The 20,093-nt window shown below is 61.6% G+C and carries 22 protein-coding genes; 13 read left to right on the top strand and 9 right to left on the bottom strand.

The window, feature by feature from the left end; translation table 11 throughout:
- Positions 1 to 108 precede the first annotated feature (108 nt).
- The 5 genes from RHP75_RS05435 to RHP75_RS05415 all read left to right on the top strand — a co-directional run bounded on the left by RHP75_RS05435 (position 109) and on the right by RHP75_RS05415 (position 4,071).
- Positions 109 to 1,671 carry an AAA family ATPase gene (locus RHP75_RS05435; protein WP_311090823.1) on the top strand — a complete coding sequence of 521 codons (1,563 nt, stop codon included), beginning with the start codon at positions 109 to 111 and terminating at the stop codon, positions 1,669 to 1,671.
- An 84-nt stretch (positions 1,672 to 1,755) separates the two neighbouring features.
- A complete protein-coding gene (locus RHP75_RS05430) occupies positions 1,756 to 2,100 on the top strand; it encodes a pentapeptide repeat-containing protein (RefSeq protein WP_160015884.1) in 345 nt (114 codons plus the stop codon).
- Positions 2,097 to 2,852 (top strand): class I SAM-dependent methyltransferase, encoded by a 756-nt coding sequence (locus RHP75_RS05425; protein WP_311090821.1) that lies wholly within the window; start codon positions 2,097 to 2,099, stop codon positions 2,850 to 2,852. Before RHP75_RS05430 ends, RHP75_RS05425 begins: the two co-directional genes overlap by 4 nt.
- 39 nt (positions 2,853 to 2,891) lie before the next feature.
- Complete coding sequence (locus RHP75_RS05420; protein ID WP_311090819.1) at positions 2,892 to 3,164, top strand: TfoX/Sxy family protein; 273 nt, start codon at positions 2,892 to 2,894, stop codon at positions 3,162 to 3,164.
- Between the two features lie 106 nt (positions 3,165 to 3,270).
- A complete protein-coding gene (locus RHP75_RS05415) occupies positions 3,271 to 4,071 on the top strand; it encodes a cyclic nucleotide-binding domain-containing protein (RefSeq protein ID WP_160015887.1) in 801 nt (266 codons plus the stop codon).
- A gap of 277 nt (positions 4,072 to 4,348) precedes the next feature.
- Here RHP75_RS05415 and RHP75_RS05410 read toward each other — a convergent pair whose 3' ends face one another.
- The 6 genes from RHP75_RS05410 to RHP75_RS05385 form a co-directional block, all read right to left on the bottom strand.
- On the bottom strand, positions 4,349 to 4,756 hold the full coding sequence (locus tag RHP75_RS05410) for a nuclear transport factor 2 family protein (protein WP_311090818.1): 408 nt from the start codon (positions 4,754 to 4,756) through the stop codon (positions 4,349 to 4,351).
- Between the two features lie 54 nt (positions 4,757 to 4,810).
- Positions 4,811 to 5,692 (bottom strand): ChaN family lipoprotein, encoded by an 882-nt coding sequence (locus RHP75_RS05405; protein WP_311090817.1) that lies wholly within the window; start codon positions 5,690 to 5,692, stop codon positions 4,811 to 4,813.
- Positions 5,693 to 5,702: 10 nt separating this feature from the next.
- A complete protein-coding gene (locus RHP75_RS05400; RefSeq protein WP_311090816.1) occupies positions 5,703 to 6,470 on the bottom strand; it encodes a heme ABC transporter ATP-binding protein in 768 nt (255 codons plus the stop codon).
- Positions 6,470 to 7,507 (bottom strand): iron ABC transporter permease, encoded by a 1,038-nt coding sequence (locus tag RHP75_RS05395; RefSeq protein WP_311090814.1) that lies wholly within the window; start codon positions 7,505 to 7,507, stop codon positions 6,470 to 6,472. Before RHP75_RS05395 ends, RHP75_RS05400 begins: the two co-directional genes overlap by 1 nt.
- Positions 7,504 to 8,403 carry an ABC transporter substrate-binding protein gene (locus RHP75_RS05390; RefSeq protein WP_311090813.1) on the bottom strand — a complete coding sequence of 300 codons (900 nt, stop codon included), beginning with the start codon at positions 8,401 to 8,403 and terminating at the stop codon, positions 7,504 to 7,506. The genes RHP75_RS05395 and RHP75_RS05390 overlap by 4 nt, the downstream gene beginning before the upstream one ends.
- An 83-nt stretch (positions 8,404 to 8,486) precedes the next feature.
- Positions 8,487 to 9,554, bottom strand: coding sequence for a ChuX/HutX family heme-like substrate-binding protein (locus RHP75_RS05385; protein WP_311090812.1), 1,068 nt, complete (start codon positions 9,552 to 9,554; stop codon positions 8,487 to 8,489).
- A 249-nt stretch (positions 9,555 to 9,803) separates the two neighbouring features.
- Between RHP75_RS05385 and RHP75_RS05380 the strand changes: the two genes are divergently transcribed.
- Together RHP75_RS05380 and RHP75_RS05375 are read left to right on the top strand one after the other, a co-directional pair.
- Positions 9,804 to 12,083 (top strand): TonB-dependent hemoglobin/transferrin/lactoferrin family receptor, encoded by a 2,280-nt coding sequence (locus RHP75_RS05380; RefSeq protein WP_311090811.1) that lies wholly within the window; start codon positions 9,804 to 9,806, stop codon positions 12,081 to 12,083.
- 82 nt (positions 12,084 to 12,165) lie between these two features.
- The gene (locus RHP75_RS05375) at positions 12,166 to 12,492 is read left to right on the top strand and encodes a Rieske (2Fe-2S) protein (RefSeq protein ID WP_311090810.1); all 327 of its coding nucleotides are present in this window, start codon (positions 12,166 to 12,168) and stop codon (positions 12,490 to 12,492) included.
- Here RHP75_RS05375 and RHP75_RS05370 read toward each other — a convergent pair.
- The gene (locus tag RHP75_RS05370; protein ID WP_311090809.1) at positions 12,489 to 13,379 is read right to left on the bottom strand and encodes a triacylglycerol lipase; all 891 of its coding nucleotides are present in this window, start codon (positions 13,377 to 13,379) and stop codon (positions 12,489 to 12,491) included. The two genes, RHP75_RS05375 and RHP75_RS05370, sit on opposite strands and share 4 nt — an antisense overlap.
- 121 nt (positions 13,380 to 13,500) lie before the next feature.
- Between RHP75_RS05370 and RHP75_RS05365 the strand changes: the two genes are divergently transcribed.
- Entirely contained in the window at positions 13,501 to 14,229 is a 729-nt protein-coding gene (locus RHP75_RS05365; protein ID WP_311090808.1) for a class I SAM-dependent methyltransferase, read from the top strand.
- Between the two features lie 66 nt (positions 14,230 to 14,295).
- Here the strand turns inward: RHP75_RS05365 and RHP75_RS05360 are convergent, their stop codons facing one another.
- Positions 14,296 to 15,384, bottom strand: coding sequence for a fatty acid desaturase (locus tag RHP75_RS05360; RefSeq protein WP_311090807.1), 1,089 nt, complete (start codon positions 15,382 to 15,384; stop codon positions 14,296 to 14,298).
- A 17-nt stretch (positions 15,385 to 15,401) separates the two neighbouring features.
- The gene (locus RHP75_RS05355) at positions 15,402 to 16,517 is read right to left on the bottom strand and encodes a ferredoxin reductase (protein ID WP_311090806.1); all 1,116 of its coding nucleotides are present in this window, start codon (positions 16,515 to 16,517) and stop codon (positions 15,402 to 15,404) included.
- A gap of 141 nt (positions 16,518 to 16,658) precedes the next feature.
- Between RHP75_RS05355 and RHP75_RS05350 the strand changes: the two genes are divergently transcribed.
- The 5 genes from RHP75_RS05350 to RHP75_RS05330 all read left to right on the top strand — a co-directional run bounded on the left by RHP75_RS05350 (position 16,659) and on the right by RHP75_RS05330 (position 20,015).
- Entirely contained in the window at positions 16,659 to 17,321 is a 663-nt protein-coding gene (locus RHP75_RS05350; protein WP_170050409.1) for a TetR family transcriptional regulator, read from the top strand.
- A gap of 176 nt (positions 17,322 to 17,497) precedes the next feature.
- Positions 17,498 to 17,998, top strand: coding sequence for an urease accessory protein UreE (ureE, locus tag RHP75_RS05345; protein ID WP_311090805.1), 501 nt, complete (start codon positions 17,498 to 17,500; stop codon positions 17,996 to 17,998).
- Between the two features lie 108 nt (positions 17,999 to 18,106).
- On the top strand, positions 18,107 to 18,781 hold the full coding sequence (locus tag RHP75_RS05340; protein WP_311090804.1) for an urease accessory protein UreF: 675 nt from the start codon (positions 18,107 to 18,109) through the stop codon (positions 18,779 to 18,781).
- A gap of 19 nt (positions 18,782 to 18,800) precedes the next feature.
- Positions 18,801 to 19,415 carry an urease accessory protein UreG gene (gene ureG, locus RHP75_RS05335; protein ID WP_311090803.1) on the top strand — a complete coding sequence of 205 codons (615 nt, stop codon included), beginning with the start codon at positions 18,801 to 18,803 and terminating at the stop codon, positions 19,413 to 19,415.
- A gap of 27 nt (positions 19,416 to 19,442) precedes the next feature.
- Entirely contained in the window at positions 19,443 to 20,015 is a 573-nt protein-coding gene (locus RHP75_RS05330) for a HupE/UreJ family protein (RefSeq protein ID WP_311090802.1), read from the top strand.
- The last annotated feature ends 78 nt before the right edge of the window (positions 20,016 to 20,093 follow it).

Raw genomic sequence — 20,093 nt, 5'->3', positions numbered from 1 at the left:
TATACGCACTTTGCCCACTTGCCAGCAGGCCAGCGCAGCGGTTTGCAGACTGGCATTGAGCGGCCATAATGGCCGCCTCTTATTTCAGTACAACGCCAAGGATCGCCCGTGAGCCAAGCTCTGATCGCCGCACTGCAGAACCCGGCCCTCTACCCTCACCCCGTGGAGCAGTTTCAGGTTATCGAAACCCATATTTCCTGGGTGGTGCTTACCGGCCCCTTTGCCTACAAGATCAAGAAACCGATGAACTTCGGTTTTCTCGACTTCACCGAGCTAAGCGCCCGCGAGCACTTCTGCAAGGAAGAGCTGCGCCTCAACCAGCGCCTGACTCAGGGCCTTTACCTGGAAGTACTGCCGATCAGTGGCAGCGTCGATACGCCACAACTCGGCGGCAGTGGCCCGGCCATCGAATACGCCCTGAAAATGCGTCAATTCCCGCAAAGCCAGCTACTCAGTGACGTGCAAGCACGCGGCGAACTGAGCGAGGCGCATATCGACGCCCTGGCCAAACAGATCGCCGACTTCCACGGGACGACCCCAGTCGTCGCAACCAACCATGCACTGTGCACACCTGAAGCAATCGTCGCCCCCATGCGGCAGAACTTCGAACAGATCCGCCCGATGCTCAGCGACGCGGCCGACCTGCAGCAACTTGACGCCCTGGAGGCCTGGACTGAAGCCAACTGCACACGCCTTGAGCCGCTGTTGGCCTCGCGTGCAGCCAATGGCTCGATTCGCGAATGCCACGGCGACATCCATCTGGGCAATGCCACCCTGCTCGACGGCCAAGTGGTGCTGTTTGACTGTATCGAATTCAACGAGCCGTTCCGCCTGATTGATATTGCCTCGGACGCCGCATTCCTCGCCATGGACCTGGAAGACCGCGGCCTCAAGGCGCATGCCTGGCGCTTCGTCAATGGCTGGCTGGAACACACCGGTGATTACGCTGCCCTGCAACTGCTGAATTTCTACAAGGCCTACCGCGCCCTGGTACGCGCCAAGGTCGCGCTATTCAGCCTGGCCCATCAGACCGATGCGGTGCAAAAAGCCGTGACCCTGCGCCAATACCGCAACTACGCCAACCTGGCGGAAAGCTACAGCGCCATACCTTCGAACTTCCTGGCCATTACCCACGGTGTTTCTGCAGTGGGCAAAAGCCATGTGGCCATGCGCCTGGTTGAGGCTCTGGGCGCTATTCGCTTGCGTTCGGATGTGGAGCGCAAACGTCTGTTCGGCGAACAGAAGGATGCTGACCTCGGCAAACTCAGCGCCGGCATCTACACCCAGGGCGCCAGCGCCGCCACTTACCAGCGCCTGCACCAGCTCGCCGAAGCAGCCCTGCACGCCGGCTTTCCGGTAGTCATAGACGCCACTTACCTCAAGCAGGCGCAGCGCGAAGCAGCCAGCCAGGTGGCAGAAGCCTGCGGCGCCCCCTTCATCATTCTGGAATGCAGCGCCCCAGACGAAGTGATCGCCAGTTGGCTGGAACAGCGCAAAGCCGCCGGCAGCGATCCGTCCGATGCCACCATGGACGTTGTGCACGCCCAGCAAGCCAGCCGCGAAGCACTGAGTGACGATGAACGCCTGCACAGCAAGCGCGTCGACACCCACGAAAGCGCCAGCCTGGACAGCCTGATAGCGCGCATTCGTCAACGCCTGCCAGGTCTGTAACCAGAAAACGGCTAACGACGTTGCGGCGCGAGCAGAGCGCGCCGCGGCTTCTATACTGGCGGTGAGTCCATAAGGAGATGCACCATGAGCCAGCCCCGCCAACTGGATAACCCGCTGTATGTCCTGATCCGCAACGAGCAGATCTCCGCCTTTAATGCGCAAAAGCCCAAAGACACAGTCGTCGACCTGAGCGACGGTGATTTTCGCGGCATTGATCTGCGCGCCCTGGACGCTCAAGGAATCAACTTTACCAACGCCTACTTTCGCGGTACTGACTTGCGCGGCCTCGATCTGCGCAACGCCAAGCTCGAAGGCGCCAGCCTGGCCCACGCGCAGATTTCCGGGGCCTACTTTCCGGTCGAACTGACGGCTGACGAGATTCTGATGTCGGTGAATTTCGGCACCCGCCTGCGCTACAACACCCGTTGAGAGGCAACCACGTCAGCCGACTGTTCGGCGCCCGAGCAGATGCCTACGCCAGCTTCCGCCCGCTTTACCCAGAAAGCCTGTTTACCTGGCTAGCAGCACAATGCCCAGAACGCCTACAGGCTCTGGATATCGCCTGCGGCAATGGCCAGGCCAGCTACCCGCTGCTTCAGCACTTCAAGCAGGTACTGGCCTGCGATGCCAGTCTTGAGCAGTTGCTGGCTGGTGCGAACCAGCCGGGGCTTCACCTGTTCGTCGCCGAGGCGCAGACACAACCCCTGCCCAGCAACAGCCTGGATCTGATCGTGGTGGCGCAGGCACTGCACTGGTTCGCCACTCCAGCGTTCTTCAGCGAAGTGCGTCGCCTACTCAAGCCTGGCGGCGTGTTCTGTGCCTGGTGTTACAGCCTGATGCGCATTGACGATGAGCTGGACGCACTGATCGACGATCTTTACTGGAATACCCTGAACGGCTATTGGCCTGCAGGCCGCGCCAGTGTTGATGCCGGCTACCGCGATATCGACAACCCCTTTACCCCGCTCGCTCCACCCGCCTCGGCTATCGAAGCCAGCTGGACGCTGGAACAACTATTTGGCTACCTGCGCACCTGGTCTGCAGTGCAACGTTACGAACAGCAAAACGGCGTCGATCCACTGCAGCAACTGCAACCAACGCTGCGCCAGGCCTGGGGTGATGCCAAACAGCCACGCTTTGTCCGCTGGCCGCTACACTTTCTGGCAGGCACGCCAAACTGACTCCACCCGCACGACTGCCCAGCAGCGCAAGGAGGCTTGATGAACGATGAACTGCAACACCTGAAGAACCTCGGCAAAACCTCAGCCCAGTGGTTACACGCGGTTGGCATTCACAGCGCCAATGATCTGCGTCGACTGGGTGCGGTCAGCGCCTATCGAGCGGTACGCGCGCGGGGCTTCAGGGCATCCAAGGTGCTTTTGTATGCGATTGAAGGCGCACTGCTGGACGTGCACTGGAACGAGCTGCCACCCGGACATAAGGCCGAGCTGAATGGTCAACTCGATGAAACTTCATCCCACAACAAGAGCTAGCTCACAACCTCTCAGGCTTTTGATTTACCTGAAGCGCGCTGGCAACTATTGTTTTAGGGACGTTCGTGCGGTTTAGTATGCCCAGCCAGTTCAAGGAAATTCGCTCATGTATTTACTCGGGGAGCAACCGGCTTACGCCGATCAGCTGATCAACCGACTACAAAGCATCCCCACTCAATTGCTCGATGGGCTTGCACCTGCTGGATCGCCACTACAACTCGAACGCGCAGAAGACCTGGCCAAGATGCTGCCGGGCAATCAGTTATTCATCATTGAGAATGGCCTGCTGCATGCTGTGGTTGATGAACGCCCGCTGTTTTATTTACAGGAAGGCGACCTGGTTGGCCTGCGCCAGGGCCTGGACATGCCCAGCTGTCGCTACAGCAGTGAAGAACAGCTGAGCCTGATTCCCTACTCACGCAGCGACGTGTTCAAGCACATCTATGCTAGCGAACAGCGCCAGGAGCTGTTCATCCAGTACCTGATCGGCCACACCGCTCTGCTTTCCGATGCCCTGGCGCGCTTGAAACAGCCGGAAATTCGCCCGTCCACCGGCTTCCAGCACTTTGCGGCAGGTGAAGAGCTGATCCATCAGGGCGATGTCGCCGACAACGTATTTATCATCATCGAAGGCCATGCCGAGGCGTACGTCGACGGACACAAGGTCGGTGACGTGCAGAAGGATGAAATCTTCGGCGCCATGGCGGTGTTCACCCGCGAGAAACGCAGCGCCACCGTATTGGCTAGCGAGCCCTGCACCGTGATGGTTATTCCTAAAGAGCAGTTCCTCAGCCTGATGCAAAGCAACCCGCGAATTGCCCACAGCCTGATCGAGAGCATGGCCAAGCGCATCGATCTGCTGAACAAGGAAGTCACCCAGCTGCGCCTGCCGGCCGAAGCATCCTGAAAGCCGCTGGCGACCTCAACAACCCGACCTAGTGTCGGGTTGTTTGTTTATGGGGGCGAACAAACATTTGGCAGGCTGATAAAAAAGTTGGATTAATGGTGTTGACTTGAAAATGAGAATTGTTATTATTATCGCAACTGATCGCGAGATCAGCCGATAAGCTTAAGAGACCTTCAGTCGGCCTCTTCAGATTATCTCCTCATCAGGCTAATCACGGTTATTGACCCGGCTTTTGCCGGGTCTTTTTTTGCCTGTTGAAAAGCACGCTTACCAGCCTTTAGAAATCGACCTGCGCCAGCCACTCCGGCAGATTGAAATGCTGGCTTACGCGGCAGATCTTACCGTCGCGAATCTCGAAGAAACTCGCGGCCGTCAGCTGATAGCTCTGACCACAGGCGTCCGGCAGGCCATCATCGGTGCTCAGGTATTCGCCGCTCAGAGTGAACTCACAAGCGGCGCGCTGCCCACTTGGTTCGGTGAGAATCTGCAGGTTATCGATGCTTTCGCGGTAGCAGCGCTGGGTGCGCGCCAGATAGTCGGCAAAAGCTTGTATGCCCTGCTCGCGCGGCCCCTGGTTGATGTCCAGCAACACATCGGCGCTGAGCAGGGCCAGGCAGGCACGGCTGTCGCGTTCGTTGAGGGCGTTGAAGTAGCGGGTAAGCAGGGCGTGGGCAGCAGCTGGCATCAGCAGTCTCCGGTGAAAACCGCAGACTACCTGCTCAGCCGCAGGCAAATCGGGCTAGGGTCGCAGTTTTGCGCAGTGATCCTGCTCAGGTTGCGCTGGGGTGTACCAGACGTAATCGGCCGACTCAGCGGCTATCTGGCTGCCGACCTCCGCCAGAATCAGCACCTGCACAGCTTCAGCTGCACCTAAATCCTGCAAATGCAGCGGCACACCCAGCTCGCGACGCACATGGAAAGCACCAGCAAACAGCAGGCTAGGCTCAGGTGCGGCCAGCAGGGCTTCGGCCATACGCCGGTCACGCTGTTGCTGCACGGCTAGCATGGCGGGTAACTGACTTTCCGGCAGTAGGTTGCAGTGCGACTGGCGAATCTGTTCAAACAGCGCCTCACGCACTGGCTGCGCTGTAGAAGCCTGGCCTTGCAGCTGCGGCACCTGAGCGTAAATTTGCATGACTTCGCGGCGCTCAAGGTTGGCTGCCAACAATGGGTACGGCTGACGCAGCGTATGCTGCACCAGCGGCCCGTAGAGCGACCAGGCCCAGCCCGGCTGCCAGGCCAGAGCAGTGAGCATGTCCTGCGGCGCCTGCCCGGCCGCGATGGCTGCGCGTACCTGATCGACCTTGACCTGCTGATCCGGCGTCAACATTTCCAGCAACAGGCTGCCTTGTGGCCGCTGCGCTGCCAGCGCCCGCAACAACCAGAGCTGCAGCGCATGGTGATCGGGATTGTCATGCCGCTCGCCGACCAGCACCTTGGGCGCGGCAGCCAGACGCGTCAGCAGTTGCTCAGGGGTCAGCCGCGCGCCTGTGCGCAACTCGACAATCTGCCCCAGCTCAGGCTGCTGCAAACCTTCCGGGCTTTGCCAAGCGGGTAAAGCCGGTAACGAGGCCTGACAAGCGCTCAACAGCGCCACCACAAGCAGTAATGCAATACGCATAAACACAACCCTAGCGAGCAACAATTAAAGGATGACCCCGTTCCGGATGCTGCTGCACCAGCACTTCGAGACCGAACACGGCCTGCAGTGGCTCGGCACGCAGCACTTCTTCGGGGCTACCGAGCGCATGGGGGCGGCCACGCTCCAGCAGCAACAGGCGGTCGCAATAACGCGCGGCCAGATTAAGATCGTGAAGAATCACCAGCACCGCTGCGCCCTGCTCGACGAATGCGCGGGTGGCCTGCAATGTGGTGTGCTGATGCAGCGGGTCAAGCATTGAGGTCGGCTCATCGAGCAGCAGCATCTGCCCTTCGCCACCCGGCCAGAGCTGCGCCAGCACCCGCGCCAGGTGTACGCGCTGACGCTCACCGCCGGATAACGCCAGGTAGCTGCGCCCAGCCAGGTGCAAGGCATCAGCCGCTTCCAGCGCCTGCTTGATGATCTGCGCGTCACGCACGCGCCCGCTCGCATGGGGCAAACGGCCCATGCCGACCACTTCTTCTACGCGAAAAGCGAAGTTCAGCGTCGAGGTTTGTGGCAAAACCGCCAGGCGTTGCGCACGCTCGCTGCCGGGCCAGTCCTGCAGCCGCCGCTGATCCAGCCACACGTCGCCGTGGCTGGGCTGCAACTCGCCACACAAGGCGCCGAGCAAGGTGCTCTTGCCGGCGCCATTGGGGCCCAGCACGCCGAGCACCTCCCCAGGACACAGCTCCAGATTGATATCCGCCAACACCGTGCACGGGCCGCGCTGTACCGCCAGATTTTCCGCGCGCAGCATCAGGTACGCCCCCGCAGCAACAGATAAAGGAAGAACGGCGCACCAATCAGCGCCGTGACGATACCGATCGGCAGTTCCGCTGGCGCCAGCACCAGCCGCGCGGCCAGATCCGCCAGCAGCAGCAGACTGGCACCCGCCAACGCTGACGCCGGCAACAGCACACGATGATCCGGCCCGACCAGCAGGCGCACCAGATGCGGCACCACCAGGCCGATAAAACCAATCATCCCCGCCGCCGCCACCGCGGCACCGACGCCCAAGGCGGTGCAAAACACCAGCTCAGCCTTGATCCGCTCAACCGCAAAGCCCAGGTGACGCGCTTCGGATTCGCCCAACAACAAGGCATTCAGTGCCTTGGCTCGGCGCGGCAACCACAGCGCCACCGCTGCCGTGACCAACAGCAACGGCCACAGACGCGCGTAGCTGGCGCCATTCAGGCTGCCCAGGTTCCAGAACGTCAGGGTACGCAAGGTGGCGTCATCGGCCAGGTAAGTGAACAGGCCGATGGCCGCACCGGCCAATGCCGTCAGCGCAATACCGGCCAGCAGCATGGTCGCCACATTGGTTTCACCATCACGCCGGCCCAGGCGATAGACCAGTGCCGTCACCCCCAAGCCGCCGATAAAGGCACACAACGACAATAGATACGGCGCGAACGCTTCCGGTAAGCCGCCCAGTGCCGCACCACCGACAATCGCAATCGACGCACCGAGCGCCGCACCGCTGGATACCCCGATCAGGCCGGGATCTGCCAGCGGGTTGCGAAACAGCCCTTGCATCGCCACGCCGCACAGCGCCAGCACCGCACCGACCAGCAGGCCGAGTAAGGTGCGCGGCAGACGGATCTGCCCGAGTATCAGCTCAGCCTGAGCCAGATCATCCCCCGGCTGCGCCAGACCCAGCAGGCGCAACGCTGCCTTGAGGGTATCGAGCAGCGGCAGGCTGACCGGCCCCAGCGCCAGGGATAACCAGAGCGCGAGCGCCAGCAACAGGCTCAGTGCGATAAACAGTGAGCGTGGACGAATAACAGGATTCATGGCGTGGGCTTAGCTTCGGCGACCAGAGGTTGGCTGGCAGGATAAAAGGCTGCGGACAAGGCCGCCAGCCCATCCGGCAAACGCGGGCCGAGACCACCGACCAACAGCGTCGGGTCAAGCATCAGTACACGCTGGTTACGCGCTGCCCGGGTCGCTGACAACGCCGGGTTCTGCTGCAGCAATGCCTCACGCGCAGCGTCACCGGACAGGCTGCGGTCAGCGATGATCACCACCTCCGGATCAAGTGCCAGCAGGGCTTCGGTGGACAGCGCCTTGAAGCCGCTGTGGCTGGCCAGGTTGCGCCCGCCGGCACGTTCGATCAGCCAGTCTGCCGAGGTGTCCTTGCCGCCCGCCATCGGGCTACCGCCGGCATGCCCGAGCAACAGCAGCACACCCGGCGCAGCTTGCTGACGCTGCGCGCTCACCAGCCAGTCGGCCTGCTGCTGCAAGCGCTGTTGGTAGGCCGCGAAGGCCTGATCGGCGCGTTGTGGCTCGCCCAACAGGGTGCCGATGCGCTGCAGGCTGGCCTGCAAACTGCTCAGATCCGCCTTGGACGAGAGCATTTCCACCCGCACACCGGCACCACGTAATTGCGCCAGCACCGGCGGCGGGCCCATTTCTTCGCTGCCGATCAGCATATCCGGGCGCAGCGTCAGCATGCCCTCAGCCGCCAGCTGGCGCTGATAACCGATGCTCGGCAATTCGCGCAGCGATTCTGGATGCTGACTGGTGCTGTCCACCCCAACTAAACGGCTTTCGCCACCCAGCGCCACCACCCACTCACTGAGCGAGCCGCCGGAACTGATCCAGCGTTGCGGCAACGGCTCGGCAGCCATCAGCCAGGAACAGGACAACAAACTCGCACTCAGGGCGAGCAGAGAACTAAGGCGCTTCATGAGAATTCTCTAAGGAAACAGAGGTGAACGCCGGCCCCGGTCAAGCCAGGGACGCGGCGCTGTAACCACAGCGGAAAATCGATTCAGGCCGGCACAGCCACGGCCTCTTCGGCCAGGGCACGCCAGTCCTCGCGCTCAGGAACACCCGGTTTGCGCGAACCGAACAGCTGCACCACCAGTTCGCCGTCATCATCAAACGCCTCCCAACTGGTGATCACACCATCGGTGCTGGGCTTGCGCACGCGCCAAAGTTCAGTCACGCCCGTGGTCTTGAGATGCAGGTTGAACTCGGGGTCCAACACATTGAACCAGGTGTCCATCCAGCGCAGGTTCTTCACCGGTCCGGAGTGGATCTGGATGCAGTGGCGGTTGCCGACAAACACCATGATCGGCACTTCCCGCGCGCCAGCCTGCTCCATCAGCTTCGGCAATTCGCGCACATCCAGCGGTTCGGCCCACTCACGACCCGCCAGACGCAGTGCCTGGGTACGGGTCGTGCCGTGCTTTTTCAGCAAGGCAAAGAAATGGTGAGTGTCTTTCAGGGCAGACCAGCCCACGCGCAAAGCCTCGGCATCGATCACCTCATCAGCCTGGGCTGGAGTAGCCGGCGGCAGTGGCTGCAGGTCAAGATCGGCGCTTTGCTCAGCCGCCGCAAAACGCTCCAGCAGCGGCTCCCAGGCTTGTAGCTGGCTGTCCTCGGTGAGGAACACCTTGTGTACCGCTGTGCCTTGGCGATCAAACACCTGAATGCTGCGCTGAGTGCCCTTGCTGGTTTGCTCTTCAATGGCAAATACACTGGCCCAGCCGCCGAGGAACAGGCGTAGATCGATATCTGCCGAAACCACCAGGCCCATCTGACCATTGCCGGTAACAGTCACCTCGCGGTAATAGCCTTTGCGCTCATGCACGCAATGCTCGTTGCGGGTCAGTGCCATCACATAACCCAGCTCGCCCAATGCAGGCAGCAACCCCGCCCACTCAGGGCGCAGGCGCAGGGTATCGACCCCTAGGCGGCTGGCGACCAGCTCGGCTTCACTGACAGCTAGGCGCTCGGCCGCATCGCGCGCGCGCAGGCGCGGCTGCTCAGTGCGCAGCACCTGCCACGCCAAGTAGAGGTCGCTAGTCGGCTGACTGGGGGACTGGGTATTCATTATGGAAACTCCTTCATCACGGGGTACGCCGTGCCGAAAACAAGGCGCTTGGTTATTCACGCACAGCCGCCCAGCGCCATACACAAGCATGAACAGGTCGGGCTAGCAGCACTCGCAGGCCAGACTGACCTCCAAGACAGGATCTATTTGATAATCATTTGCATATGACTGTCAATCCTATTATCGTTCGCCGCCATCGCCAACCCGAACGGTCACAGAACCCGTCCTGCATGTTCTTGGAGTAGTCCCATGCCGATACGTCCTCCCTTTGCCCTCCGCCCCTGGCTTGCGCTGCTGTTGCTAAGCCCTTCACTGGTCCTGGCCGAACAGCCGGCGACGCTGCCGGATACACAGGTAATCGGAAGCGTAGTTGAAGAGTCATTGCCCACCACCACGAGCACTGACGCCGAAACGCTGGACAAGCGGTTTATCCGCAGCTTTGACGATCTTTCGCGGCGCTCCGAGCCGGGCGTGAATTACAGCCGCACCAGCGAAAGCATCAATATCCGTGGCCTGGATCGCGACCGCGTACTGACCACCATCGACGGCATTCGCGTGCCATGGATGACTGACGGCGCGCGCAGCCAGGGCCCAACCGGCGGCGCTCAGGGCGGCCTCGACTCGATCGACTTCAACGGCCTGTCCTCGGTGGATATCGTGCGCGGCGCCAACTCCAGCGTGGTCGGTTCCGGCGCCCTGGGTGGCGCGGTAGCGCTCTACACACTCAACCCGGAAGACTTGCTGCAGGGCGGCAAGGACTTCGGCAGCCTGGTCAAGACCGACTACGACAGCGCCGACCACAGCTGGGGTCTCAACGGCGCCATCGCCGGCCGTTTCCAGGACACCTCCTGGCTGTTGCAAGCAGGCCAGCGCCAGGGCAACGAGCTGGAAAGCGGCGGCGATGCCAATACCTACGACACCTCCCGTACTGAAGCCAACCCTGCCGACACCGAACAGCAGAGCCTGTTGGTCAAACTGCAACAGCGCTTCGACGGCGGCCATAAGGTCGGCTTCACTGGCGAACTGTTCGAGCGCGAGAATGACATCGATAGCCGCACCAACCAGGGCAGCAACTACCTGATCGGCGAGAATGGCACCTCGGAGCACAACAAGCGCCAGCGCCTGTCCGTCGACTATGCCTTCCGGGCAGAAAACCACAACAGCTTGATCGATAGCGCCAATGCCATTGCCTACTGGCAGAAGCTGCGCCGCCGCGACGATCAGAACGGCATCCGCACTGTCACCGACGCCCGCGCAGCGTTTCCCGATGCAATGTTCGGCCCCGGCGGCAACCCGTACAAGTTTCCCAGCGGAGCCTTCGGCCGTGACAACCAGATCGAAAAGGAGCTCCTTGGGGTCTCCGGCGATGTCGGTAAAACCTTTGAGATTGCCGGCCTGCCGAACAGCCTGACTCTCGGTGGCGAGGTCTACCAGATAACCACCGAGCAGGTATCCGAGGGCTACGACAACTGCCCTGCGGTACTCAACGAACTCATGGGCCCAAGTGCATGCGGCTTCCTGCATACCAACCAGGCCGACATGCCCAAGGCCGAAGGCACTCAGTGGGCGCTTTACGCCACCAACGAGATCGCCTTCGCTGACGGCCGCGTCAAGCTGACTCCCGGCCTGCGTTACGACCACTACAAACAGGATCCCAAGGCCACTAGCGATTTCAACAACAACGTCAACCCGGCCAATCCGGAAACCATGCAATCCAGCAGCGACCACAAGCTCTCCGGCAGCCTGCTGGCGACCTGGCAAGTGACCGAGCAGGCGATGGTGTATGCGCAGTGGGCCCAAGGCTTCAAAGCCCCTGATGCCACCCAGCTGTATATGAACTACGGCGCCGAAGGCAGCTATCTGCGTCTCGGCAACACCGGCCTCAAACCGGAAGAAAGCAACGGCTACGAAGTCGGTCTGGAGTTGGGTAATCACAAGCTGGGCGGATCGCTGAGCCTGTTCGACAACCATTACAAGAACTTCATCGACGATGATGTGGCGATGAACGCTGCCGACCTGGCTGCCGTCGGCCTGAGCACCGCCGACTACCCGCTGGGCGTAACCCGAACCGAGAACCGCGCCAAGGTGCAGATCTATGGCGCCGAAGCCACTGCGCACTGGGAGTTCGTACCGCACTGGAAGGTCTGGGGCTCCCTGGCCTGGGCTGAAGGTGAAGACCGCGAAACCAACCAGTACCTCAGCTCCGTGGCTCCGCTCACCAGCATCGTTGGCCTGAGCTACGAGCAGGACCGCTACGGCGCCGACCTGATGCTGACCGCCGCTGCGGCGCGAGACAAGGTGGAGAACGACAGTGATTTCGCTGCCCCCGGCTACGGTGTGGTCGACCTCACCGGCTACTGGAAACCTGCCGCCCTGGACGGCGTGAAACTACAGGCTGGCTTGTTCAACCTGCTCGACAAGAAGTACTGGAATGCCCTGAACGTTCCGACCAGTGCCCTGGTGCAGCCGGACGACTACTACAGCGAAGCCGGACGTAGTTTGCGCGTATCCGCTTCCTGGCAATACTGAGTTCCACTTGGCGCATGGATGCGCCCTCCTCTTTCACTTCCGCGCCAGGGCGGCATAATGCCGGCCTGTCGGGGAGGTTCTTATGTTGCGTTTATGTGCACCGGATGTGTTGGCCGAAGGCCAGAGCCGGGGCTTTGAGATAGCCGGAGAGAAGCTGTTTGCAGTGCGCAAGGATGGCCAGCTGTATGCCTATCGCAATCGCTGCCCGCACCGTGGCATCCCCCTGGAATGGTTGCCCGACCAGTTTCTCGATGCCAGCGCCAGCCTGATCCAGTGCGCCACCCACGGCGCACTGTTTCTCATCGAATCCGGCGAATGCGTCGCTGGCCCCTGCGCTGGGCAAGCGCTGCAAGAGCTTGCCATCCGCGAAGACGATCAGGGCATCTGGGTTGAGCTAAACGAACTCTAGAGCCCGGCCGCCGCCAAACGCTGCGCGTGCTCGACAAACAGTTTTACCGGCTCGGCGCCTTTACCGACCAGGCCGAAGGTCTGATTGATGATGTCGAAGTGATCCAGCGGGTACTGATCACCAATCACCGTGCCCAGGTGTGAGCTGTAGCGCCCGACCATGCCATCGCACTGCCCAACTTCACGCTGAAAAGTTTTGGCAAACATCCGGCAGGCGACATTCGGCCCGTCGAAGCGGTTGCCACCCTTATCGGTGATACCAGGTTGAATGGTGCCGGACCAAGAGTAGTAGCGCACGCCGTTGACCTCGGCCGCGCCCTCACCACCCCATATTTCAGGCAAGCCTTGCGGATACTGCGCATTAAAGGCCGCCACGCCATCACTAGTCAGTGACTGCTGCGCCGCTGCCACATCCATCGGCAGTGGCTCGCCTTTATAACCACGCTCCAGCCACGCCATACAACGCGCCACGCTGCGTAATAAAGCACTCAACACGCGCTCACGCAGGCTGCCGTGCGGGGCTTTACGCTTGAGAAAATCCGCCAACTCCGAACCATGATTAGGCCCGGCCACCGAGGTGACGGACGCCACCCACTCGGGCTTTAGCGCAGCCGCATAACGCGCCGTCAGCGCGCCCTGGCTATGGCCGATCAGATGGACCTTTTCTGCGCCAGTCTCCTGCAACACATCGGCGATACGCAGCAACAGTTGCTCGCCGCGCACCTCAGTCGAATGCACCGAAGACACCAGTACCGGGAAGACTTTTGCACCGATGCGGCGCAGCGCCGTGACGATGCCGTACCAATAGGGATAACCGAGCAGGCTGACAAAGCCGAGTAAGCCTGGCACCAGAACCAGGGGATAACGGGGTGCAGAAGATGTCGACATAGCAAACCATCCTTGTGTCATACCGCCGAGAAAGAAAGTACAGAACCACGAAGCATGCCAATACAGCGCGTGGGAAAACTGGGCCGCCTGACATATAGTCCCGGCTTCTCTTTGCGCTGCCATGACCATGCATACCATCGAACGGATTTACCCGAAGGATCTCAACCCGCTTAACCCGGATGACCAGGCCAGCCTGCAGATTCACATGCAGCGCTATGAATTCGCCGCCGAGCATCTCAGCGGCCAGCGCGTGCTGGATATGGCCTGTGGTTGTGGCTATGGCACCGCCCTGCTGGCCGAGCGCAACCCGGACAAGCAGGTCACTGGCGTGGACATTGACCCTGCGGCCATTGCCTACGCTCGCGAGCATTACCAGCTGCCCAACCTGCGCTATGAGTGTGCCGATGCCGAGCAGTTCAGCAGCGACCAGGGCTTCGATTGCATCGTCAGCCTGGAAACCATCGAGCATCTGCCGCGCCCGCACGTGCTGCTGGCCAACTATGCGCGCTTATTGGCTGACGACGGCAAAGTGATCGCTTCGGTGCCGATCACGCCAACCCTGGACGGCAACCCCCACCACCTGCATGACTTCAGCAAACGCAGCTTTTATGCACTGTTCCGCCAGCAAGGGCTGCATGCCAGCCAGCACTTGGAACAGATTCAGTGGTGGCAGTTCAAAGGTTTGTTCTCGAAACAGGTCGATCAACAGAAACAGCACCGCAGTGAAGGGGTCGGCAATGCGGTGCTGCTGTATTACCGCAAGCGCCCGCTGTACCTGTTCAGCCGGCTGTATTCGATGCTGCGCTACGGCTTTAGCAACCGTTACCTGACGTGCGTGTTTACGCGCTGACTGTCACTCAGGATGAATGGTGGATGAAAACAGCGTCACCCACCCTACGCAGCTTGGATCGCACAGTTAAGCGCCAGCTGGCATAGCTTCGACCGGACGACGGCGGTAGATCCAGATCCGCTTAAGCACTGTCGAAAACTGGCTCCACAAGCTGCCATTGTTATAGACCTGACCATAACGCTCGGCGATCTCACGGACCTCCACGGCCATCGCCGCATAGCGCCGCGCCGGTAGATCGGGGAACAGGTGGTGTTCGATCTGATGGCTGAGGTTACCGGTGAGGATATGGAACAGCGGTCCGCCATTCAGGTTGCTGGACCCGCGCAGCTGGCGCAGATACCAGTGCCCACGGCTCTCGCCGACCACCGACTCCTTGCTGAACACCGCCGCCTGCTCGGTAAAGTGACCGCAGAAGATAACCGTGAAGGTCCACAGATTGCGAATCAGGTTGGCCACGGCATTACCGGCGAGCACCGCCACAGCATTGGCCCCGACCAGCAGCGCCAGCAACGGGAAGAACAGGTAATCCTTGCCCCACTGCCGCAGCACCTTGGCGTTGAACTGCCTGATCAGCGGGCGCACCTCGGCCTTGCTCAGCTTGCCCTTGTAGACCTTGTCCAGGCGCAGATGCTGAATCGCCACCGAGTACTGGAACAGCACGGCCTGAATCGTCACCCACAGTGGTTGCCAACGGTAGAACGGCTTCCAGCGCTGCTCGGGAAACAAGCGCACCACGCCATAGCCCACGTCATCATCCATGCCCAGCACATTGGTCCAGGTGTGGTGCACATGGTTATGGGTGTGCCGCCAGAAGTCGCTCGGCCCGGCGATATCCCACTCATAGCTGCGTCCGGCAAACTCGGGGTCATTCATCCAGTCGTACTGGCCGTGCATGACGTTATGCCCCAGCTCCATATTCTCCAGAATCTTGCCTAGGCCCAACAGCAAGGTGCCGAGCAACCAAGTCGGCGGAAACCAACCGAGCATCAGCAGGCCACGTCCGCTCCAGCAGCAGAACCGTACTGCTGCGCGAATCCGGCGGATATAACGGGCGTCCGCCTCGCCGAGATCGGCCAGAGTGCGTTGGCGCAGGGCGTCCAGCTCGTTGCCGAAGGCGTTCATTTCATCCGTGGAGAGTTCGCGATCACGACGCATGGGGATTCACTCGCAAGTTAAAGATCAATTTCGACGTCGCTGTGGGGGGCACTGACGCACAAACGAATGGATTGCCCGGGCTCACTAAACAGCACACCGCTGCGTAAATCGCGCACCGTGCCATTCAGCAACGTGCAGGTGCAGCTGGCACAGATACCCTGACGACAGCCATGGGCCGGCTGCAGGCCATGGGCTTCGGCCTGTTCCAGCAAGCTGAGCTGATTATTGGCGGTCGCCTGCTGATGGCTGCGGGCAAACCTCAGGCGGACTTCGCGCAGGCTGACGTCAGCGCGCAGCACGGGTGCAGTGAAAGCTTCGACCTGCAGCGCGCCAGGCAAGCTAGCGGCCTGCCACCACTGCTGCACCTGGGCGACAAAACCTGCCGGGCCGCAGGCCAGCACACGGCGCTGATCCAGCTGCGTAACCTCGGCCAGATGCTTATCCGTAAAACGCCCAACTGATCCTTCCAACCCAGCACCAGCAGCGGTCAGTGACCAACGCACCTGCAGGTTGCAGTGCTGCGCCTGCAGGGCCTGCAATTCGGCAACAAAACCGCGCTGGCCCTGCTCCCGCACGTAATGCAGCAAGGTAATCGGCGCACTGAAACCCTGCGCCAGAGCACTGCGCAAAAGACCCAGCAACGGCGTAATGCCACTGCCTGCCGCCAACAACAACACACCCTCGTGCGCCTCTGGCCAACTCAATTCGCCATACACCGGACCCAGTTCCAGCACATCACCCACCGCCAGGTGTTCCAGTAAATAGGGTGACACCCGGCCGCCGGCCTGATACTTGATGGCGACCTGCACGCAGCCATTCGGCCGCACCGCCGTCAGGCTGTAGCTGCGACTCAGGCGCACGCCATTGCGTTCGAGGAATAGCTGCAGGTGCTGACCCGGCTGCGCGCCACGCCAGTTGCCGTTGGCCTGCAGGGTCAGTTCGAGCATGTCATCCGCCACCCACTGGCGCTGGGTAACCCGGGCAAACACTCGATTCAGCCGCAGCGCCGGGTGCAGCCACTTCAACCCGGCATCTACATCACTTTCTCGTAACCAACCATGGGCGACCAGCACACGCAGCGGATACAGCAGGCTGGCGAGCACGCGCACCCAGACAAAAGGAAGAAGGGCCACGACAAGACTCCAGTGAACAATTGTTCACTAGGCTGGCAGAGCACGCTTATTCAGTCAACAGTCGTACACTCAAAGCCGGCGACGCACGCACGGTTCGACGTAAACAATGAGCGTTTGTTAGAGTGCTGCGCTGATTTCGCCATGCAGAGCCATGCCCGCTTGAAACCACTACAACCGCGCGCCGAACAAAAACTGCAAACCCGCCACGCCCTGATGGACGCAGCGCGCAGCCTGATGGACAGCGGCCGTGGCTTTGGCAGCCTGAGCCTGCGCGAAGTGGCGCGCTGCGCCGGCATCGTGCCGACCGGTTTCTACCGGCATTTCGACGATATGGATGCCCTGGGCCTGGCGCTGATTGCCGAAGTCGGCGAAACCTTTCGCGAAACCATTCGCCAGGTACGCCACCATGAGTTCGAGGTGGGCGGTGTGATCGACGCCTCGGTGCGCATCTTCCTCGACGCCGTGGCGGCCAACCGCTCGCAGTTTCTGTTTCTCGCCCGCGAGCAGTATGGCGGCTCACTACTGGTACGCCAGGCAGTGGGCGCTTTGCGTGAACGTATTACCGCCGACCTGGTGGCGGATCTTGCGGCCATGCCGAAGCTGCAACACTTCGACGCACCGGCGCAGAATGTAATCGCCGACCTGGTGGTGAAAACCGTATTCGCCACCCTGCCCGAGCTGATCGACCCGCCCGCAGCGCCCCTGCCGATGCACGCCTCGCCCGAGGTCAAAATGATCGAGCAGCTGCGCTTTATCTTTATCGGTGCCAAGCACTGGCAAGGCCTCGGGCAAACCCGCGACTGATCACCGCCGGCCCATCGCACCAAAAACGCGCAAAACCCAAGCAGGCGCACCAAACCAAACCTCATCACGCTCTAATTTCAGCCACACCCACCCCGGCGCCCCGCTCTGCGTGGCGCAACGGCAGTTTGGCAAGGCACTTGCTCTATAACCGGCATTGCCCTGCCGGAAACTGCCCCATGTTGGTGATCCACCGCCGTATTGCCGCCCAGCCGCACTGGGATGCTGAACTCGAACTGAGCTTCGAAGCCCGCAGCAAAAGCCGTCTGCGTTGCTACAGCCGCACAGGCGAAGATGTCGGCCTGTTCCTCGAACGCGGCCAACCCGCCTTACACGATGGCGAATGCCTGCAGGCCGAAGACGGCCGCATCGTAAGCGTCATCGCCCGCGCAGAGCCGCTGCTGCACGTCACCTGCGCCAACGCCTTCGAGTTGATGCGCGCCGCCTACCACCTAGGCAATCGTCACGTGGCCCTGCAACTCGGCGATGGCTGGCTGCGCCTGCCGGATGACTACGTACTCAAGGCCATGCTCGAACAACTCGGCGCCACGGTGGAACTGATCGAAGCCCCCTACCAGCCCGAGCAAGGCGCTTACGGCGGCGGCCATCACCATTCCCATGCTGGGGATGCCGAGTTCAGCTATGCGCCGCGCCTGCATCAATTCGGTGCGCGCAAGTGAATAAAGCCTGGCAGCTCCTCCGGCTCGCCAGCCCGCAGCTGCCGAGTAGCACGCCGGCTACAGCGTACTCGGCAGAAGGGTCTATCGGTCGCGACTTGGAACATCCCGATGAATAAGGCCTGGGCGCTACTGAGACTGGCAAGCCCCCAATTACCTATTGGCGGATACAGCTACTCCCAGGGCCTGGAAATGGCCGTGGAACAGGGCTTGGTGGATAACGCGGAAAGCGCCCAGCGCTGGATTGCCGATCAGCTGCTGCTCAATCTCGCGCGCTTCGAGGCACCGCTGCTGCTCGCCCATTGCCAGGCTGCCGCACGCGAGGACTGGTCCCAGCTGCGCAGCCTGGCCGAACAACAACGTGCCAGCCGCGAAACCCGCGAACTGCGTTTGGAAAGCCGCCAGATGGGTTACTCCCTGCAACAACTGCTTAGCGGTTTGCCTGAACTGGATCAACCGGCGCAGCAGCTGTTTGACGAGCTGGACGAACCCGGCCTGGCCGTCGGCTGGGCACTGGCAGCACGCGCCTGGCAAATCGCGCCCGAGGATGCCCTCGCCGCCTGGCTCTGGGGCTGGCTGGAAAACCAGCTGGCGGTGCTGATGAAAACCCTGCCGCTGGGCCAGCAAGCCGCTCAGCGTCTGACCTCGCAACTGCTGCCGCTGCTCGATCAGGCGCAGCGCCAGGCTAGCGAGTTAGAACCGCAACACTGGGGCAGCGCCGCCTTTGGCCTGGCCCTGGCGAGCATGGCGCATGAGCGCCAGTACAGCCGTTTATTCCGTTCTTGATGATAAGGAAGACTTGAAAATGAACAGCCAACCCCTGCGTGTCGGCATCGGTGGCCCGGTCGGCTCCGGCAAGACCGCCCTGACCCTAGCCCTGTGTCTGGCCCTGCGCGAACGCTACAACCTGGCCGTGGTGACCAACGACATCTACACCCAGGAAGACGCGCAGTTTCTGGTGCGCAACGAGGCCCTGGCGCCAGAGCGGATCATCGGCGTGGAAACCGGCGGCTGCCCGCACACGGCGATTCGCGAAGACGCTTCGATCAACCTGGAAGCGGTCGACCAGCTCAACCGGCGCTTTCCGGGCCTGGACCTGATCATCGTCGAGTCCGGCGGCGACAACCTCTCGGCCACCTTTAGCCCGGAGCTGTCAGACCTGACTATCTATGTGATCGATGTGTCCGCCGGCGACAAGCTGCCGCGCAAAGGCGGCCCGGGCATCTGCAAGTCCGACCTGCTTGTTATCAACAAGGTCGACTTGGCCCCGCTGGTCGGCGCCTCGCTGGAGGTAATGGAGCGCGACACCCTGAAGATGCGCGGCGATAAGCCGTTTGTCTTCAGCAACCAGAAGATCGGCCAGGGTCTGGAGCAGATCATCGCCTTTATCGAACAACACGGCATGCTCACGGCCGCTTGAGAACCTATTCAGTCAAGGAGACACCCGATGAACCTGCGTAAATCCCTGTTCGCCCTCGCCCTGTTTCTCAGCCCCGCAGTGGCGTTCGCCCACGCTGGCCACGATCACTCCGGCCTAATGGCCGGCCTGGCGCACCCGGTGTTCGGCCTCGACCACCTGCTGGCCATGCTCGCCGTCGGCCTATGGGCTGCTCAGCAATCCGGCGCGGCGCGCTGGGCGCTGCCGCTGACCTTTGTCGGCACTATGCTGCTCGGCGGCCTGCTGGGCTTTAACGGTCTGCAGATTCCGCTGATGGAAACCGGCATCGCCGCCTCTGTTCTGGCTTTCGGTCTGCTGGTCGCTGTAGCCATTCGCCTACCAATGATTTTCTCCATCGCCCTGACTGCAGTGTTCGCCCTGACTCACGGCGTCGCCCACGGCCTGGAGCTGCCAGAGCTGGCCAGCCCATGGGGCTATGCCGCCGGTTTCGTGGTGGCCACCGCTGCCCTGCACGCCAGCGGCTACGCCCTGGTGCGCCTGCTGCCCCAGGCCGCTGCACCGGTGGTGCGCGTACTTGGCGCGGCTTCAGCAGTCACCGGCGCCTGGCTGCTAGCCGGCTGAGTTACTGGCTCGGGTGGACGGCCAGCGTCCACCCGCATCCGCCCCCTGACCGCATAGGTCGCTCGGCTGGCGCATTTC

The organism is Pseudomonas sp. SG20056 (assembly GCF_031764535.1).
GTDB lineage: Bacteria > Pseudomonadota > Gammaproteobacteria > Pseudomonadales > Pseudomonadaceae > Aquipseudomonas.
The sequence above is the reverse complement of the archived record's forward strand: the minus strand, read 5'-3'. Positions and strand labels throughout refer to the sequence as shown.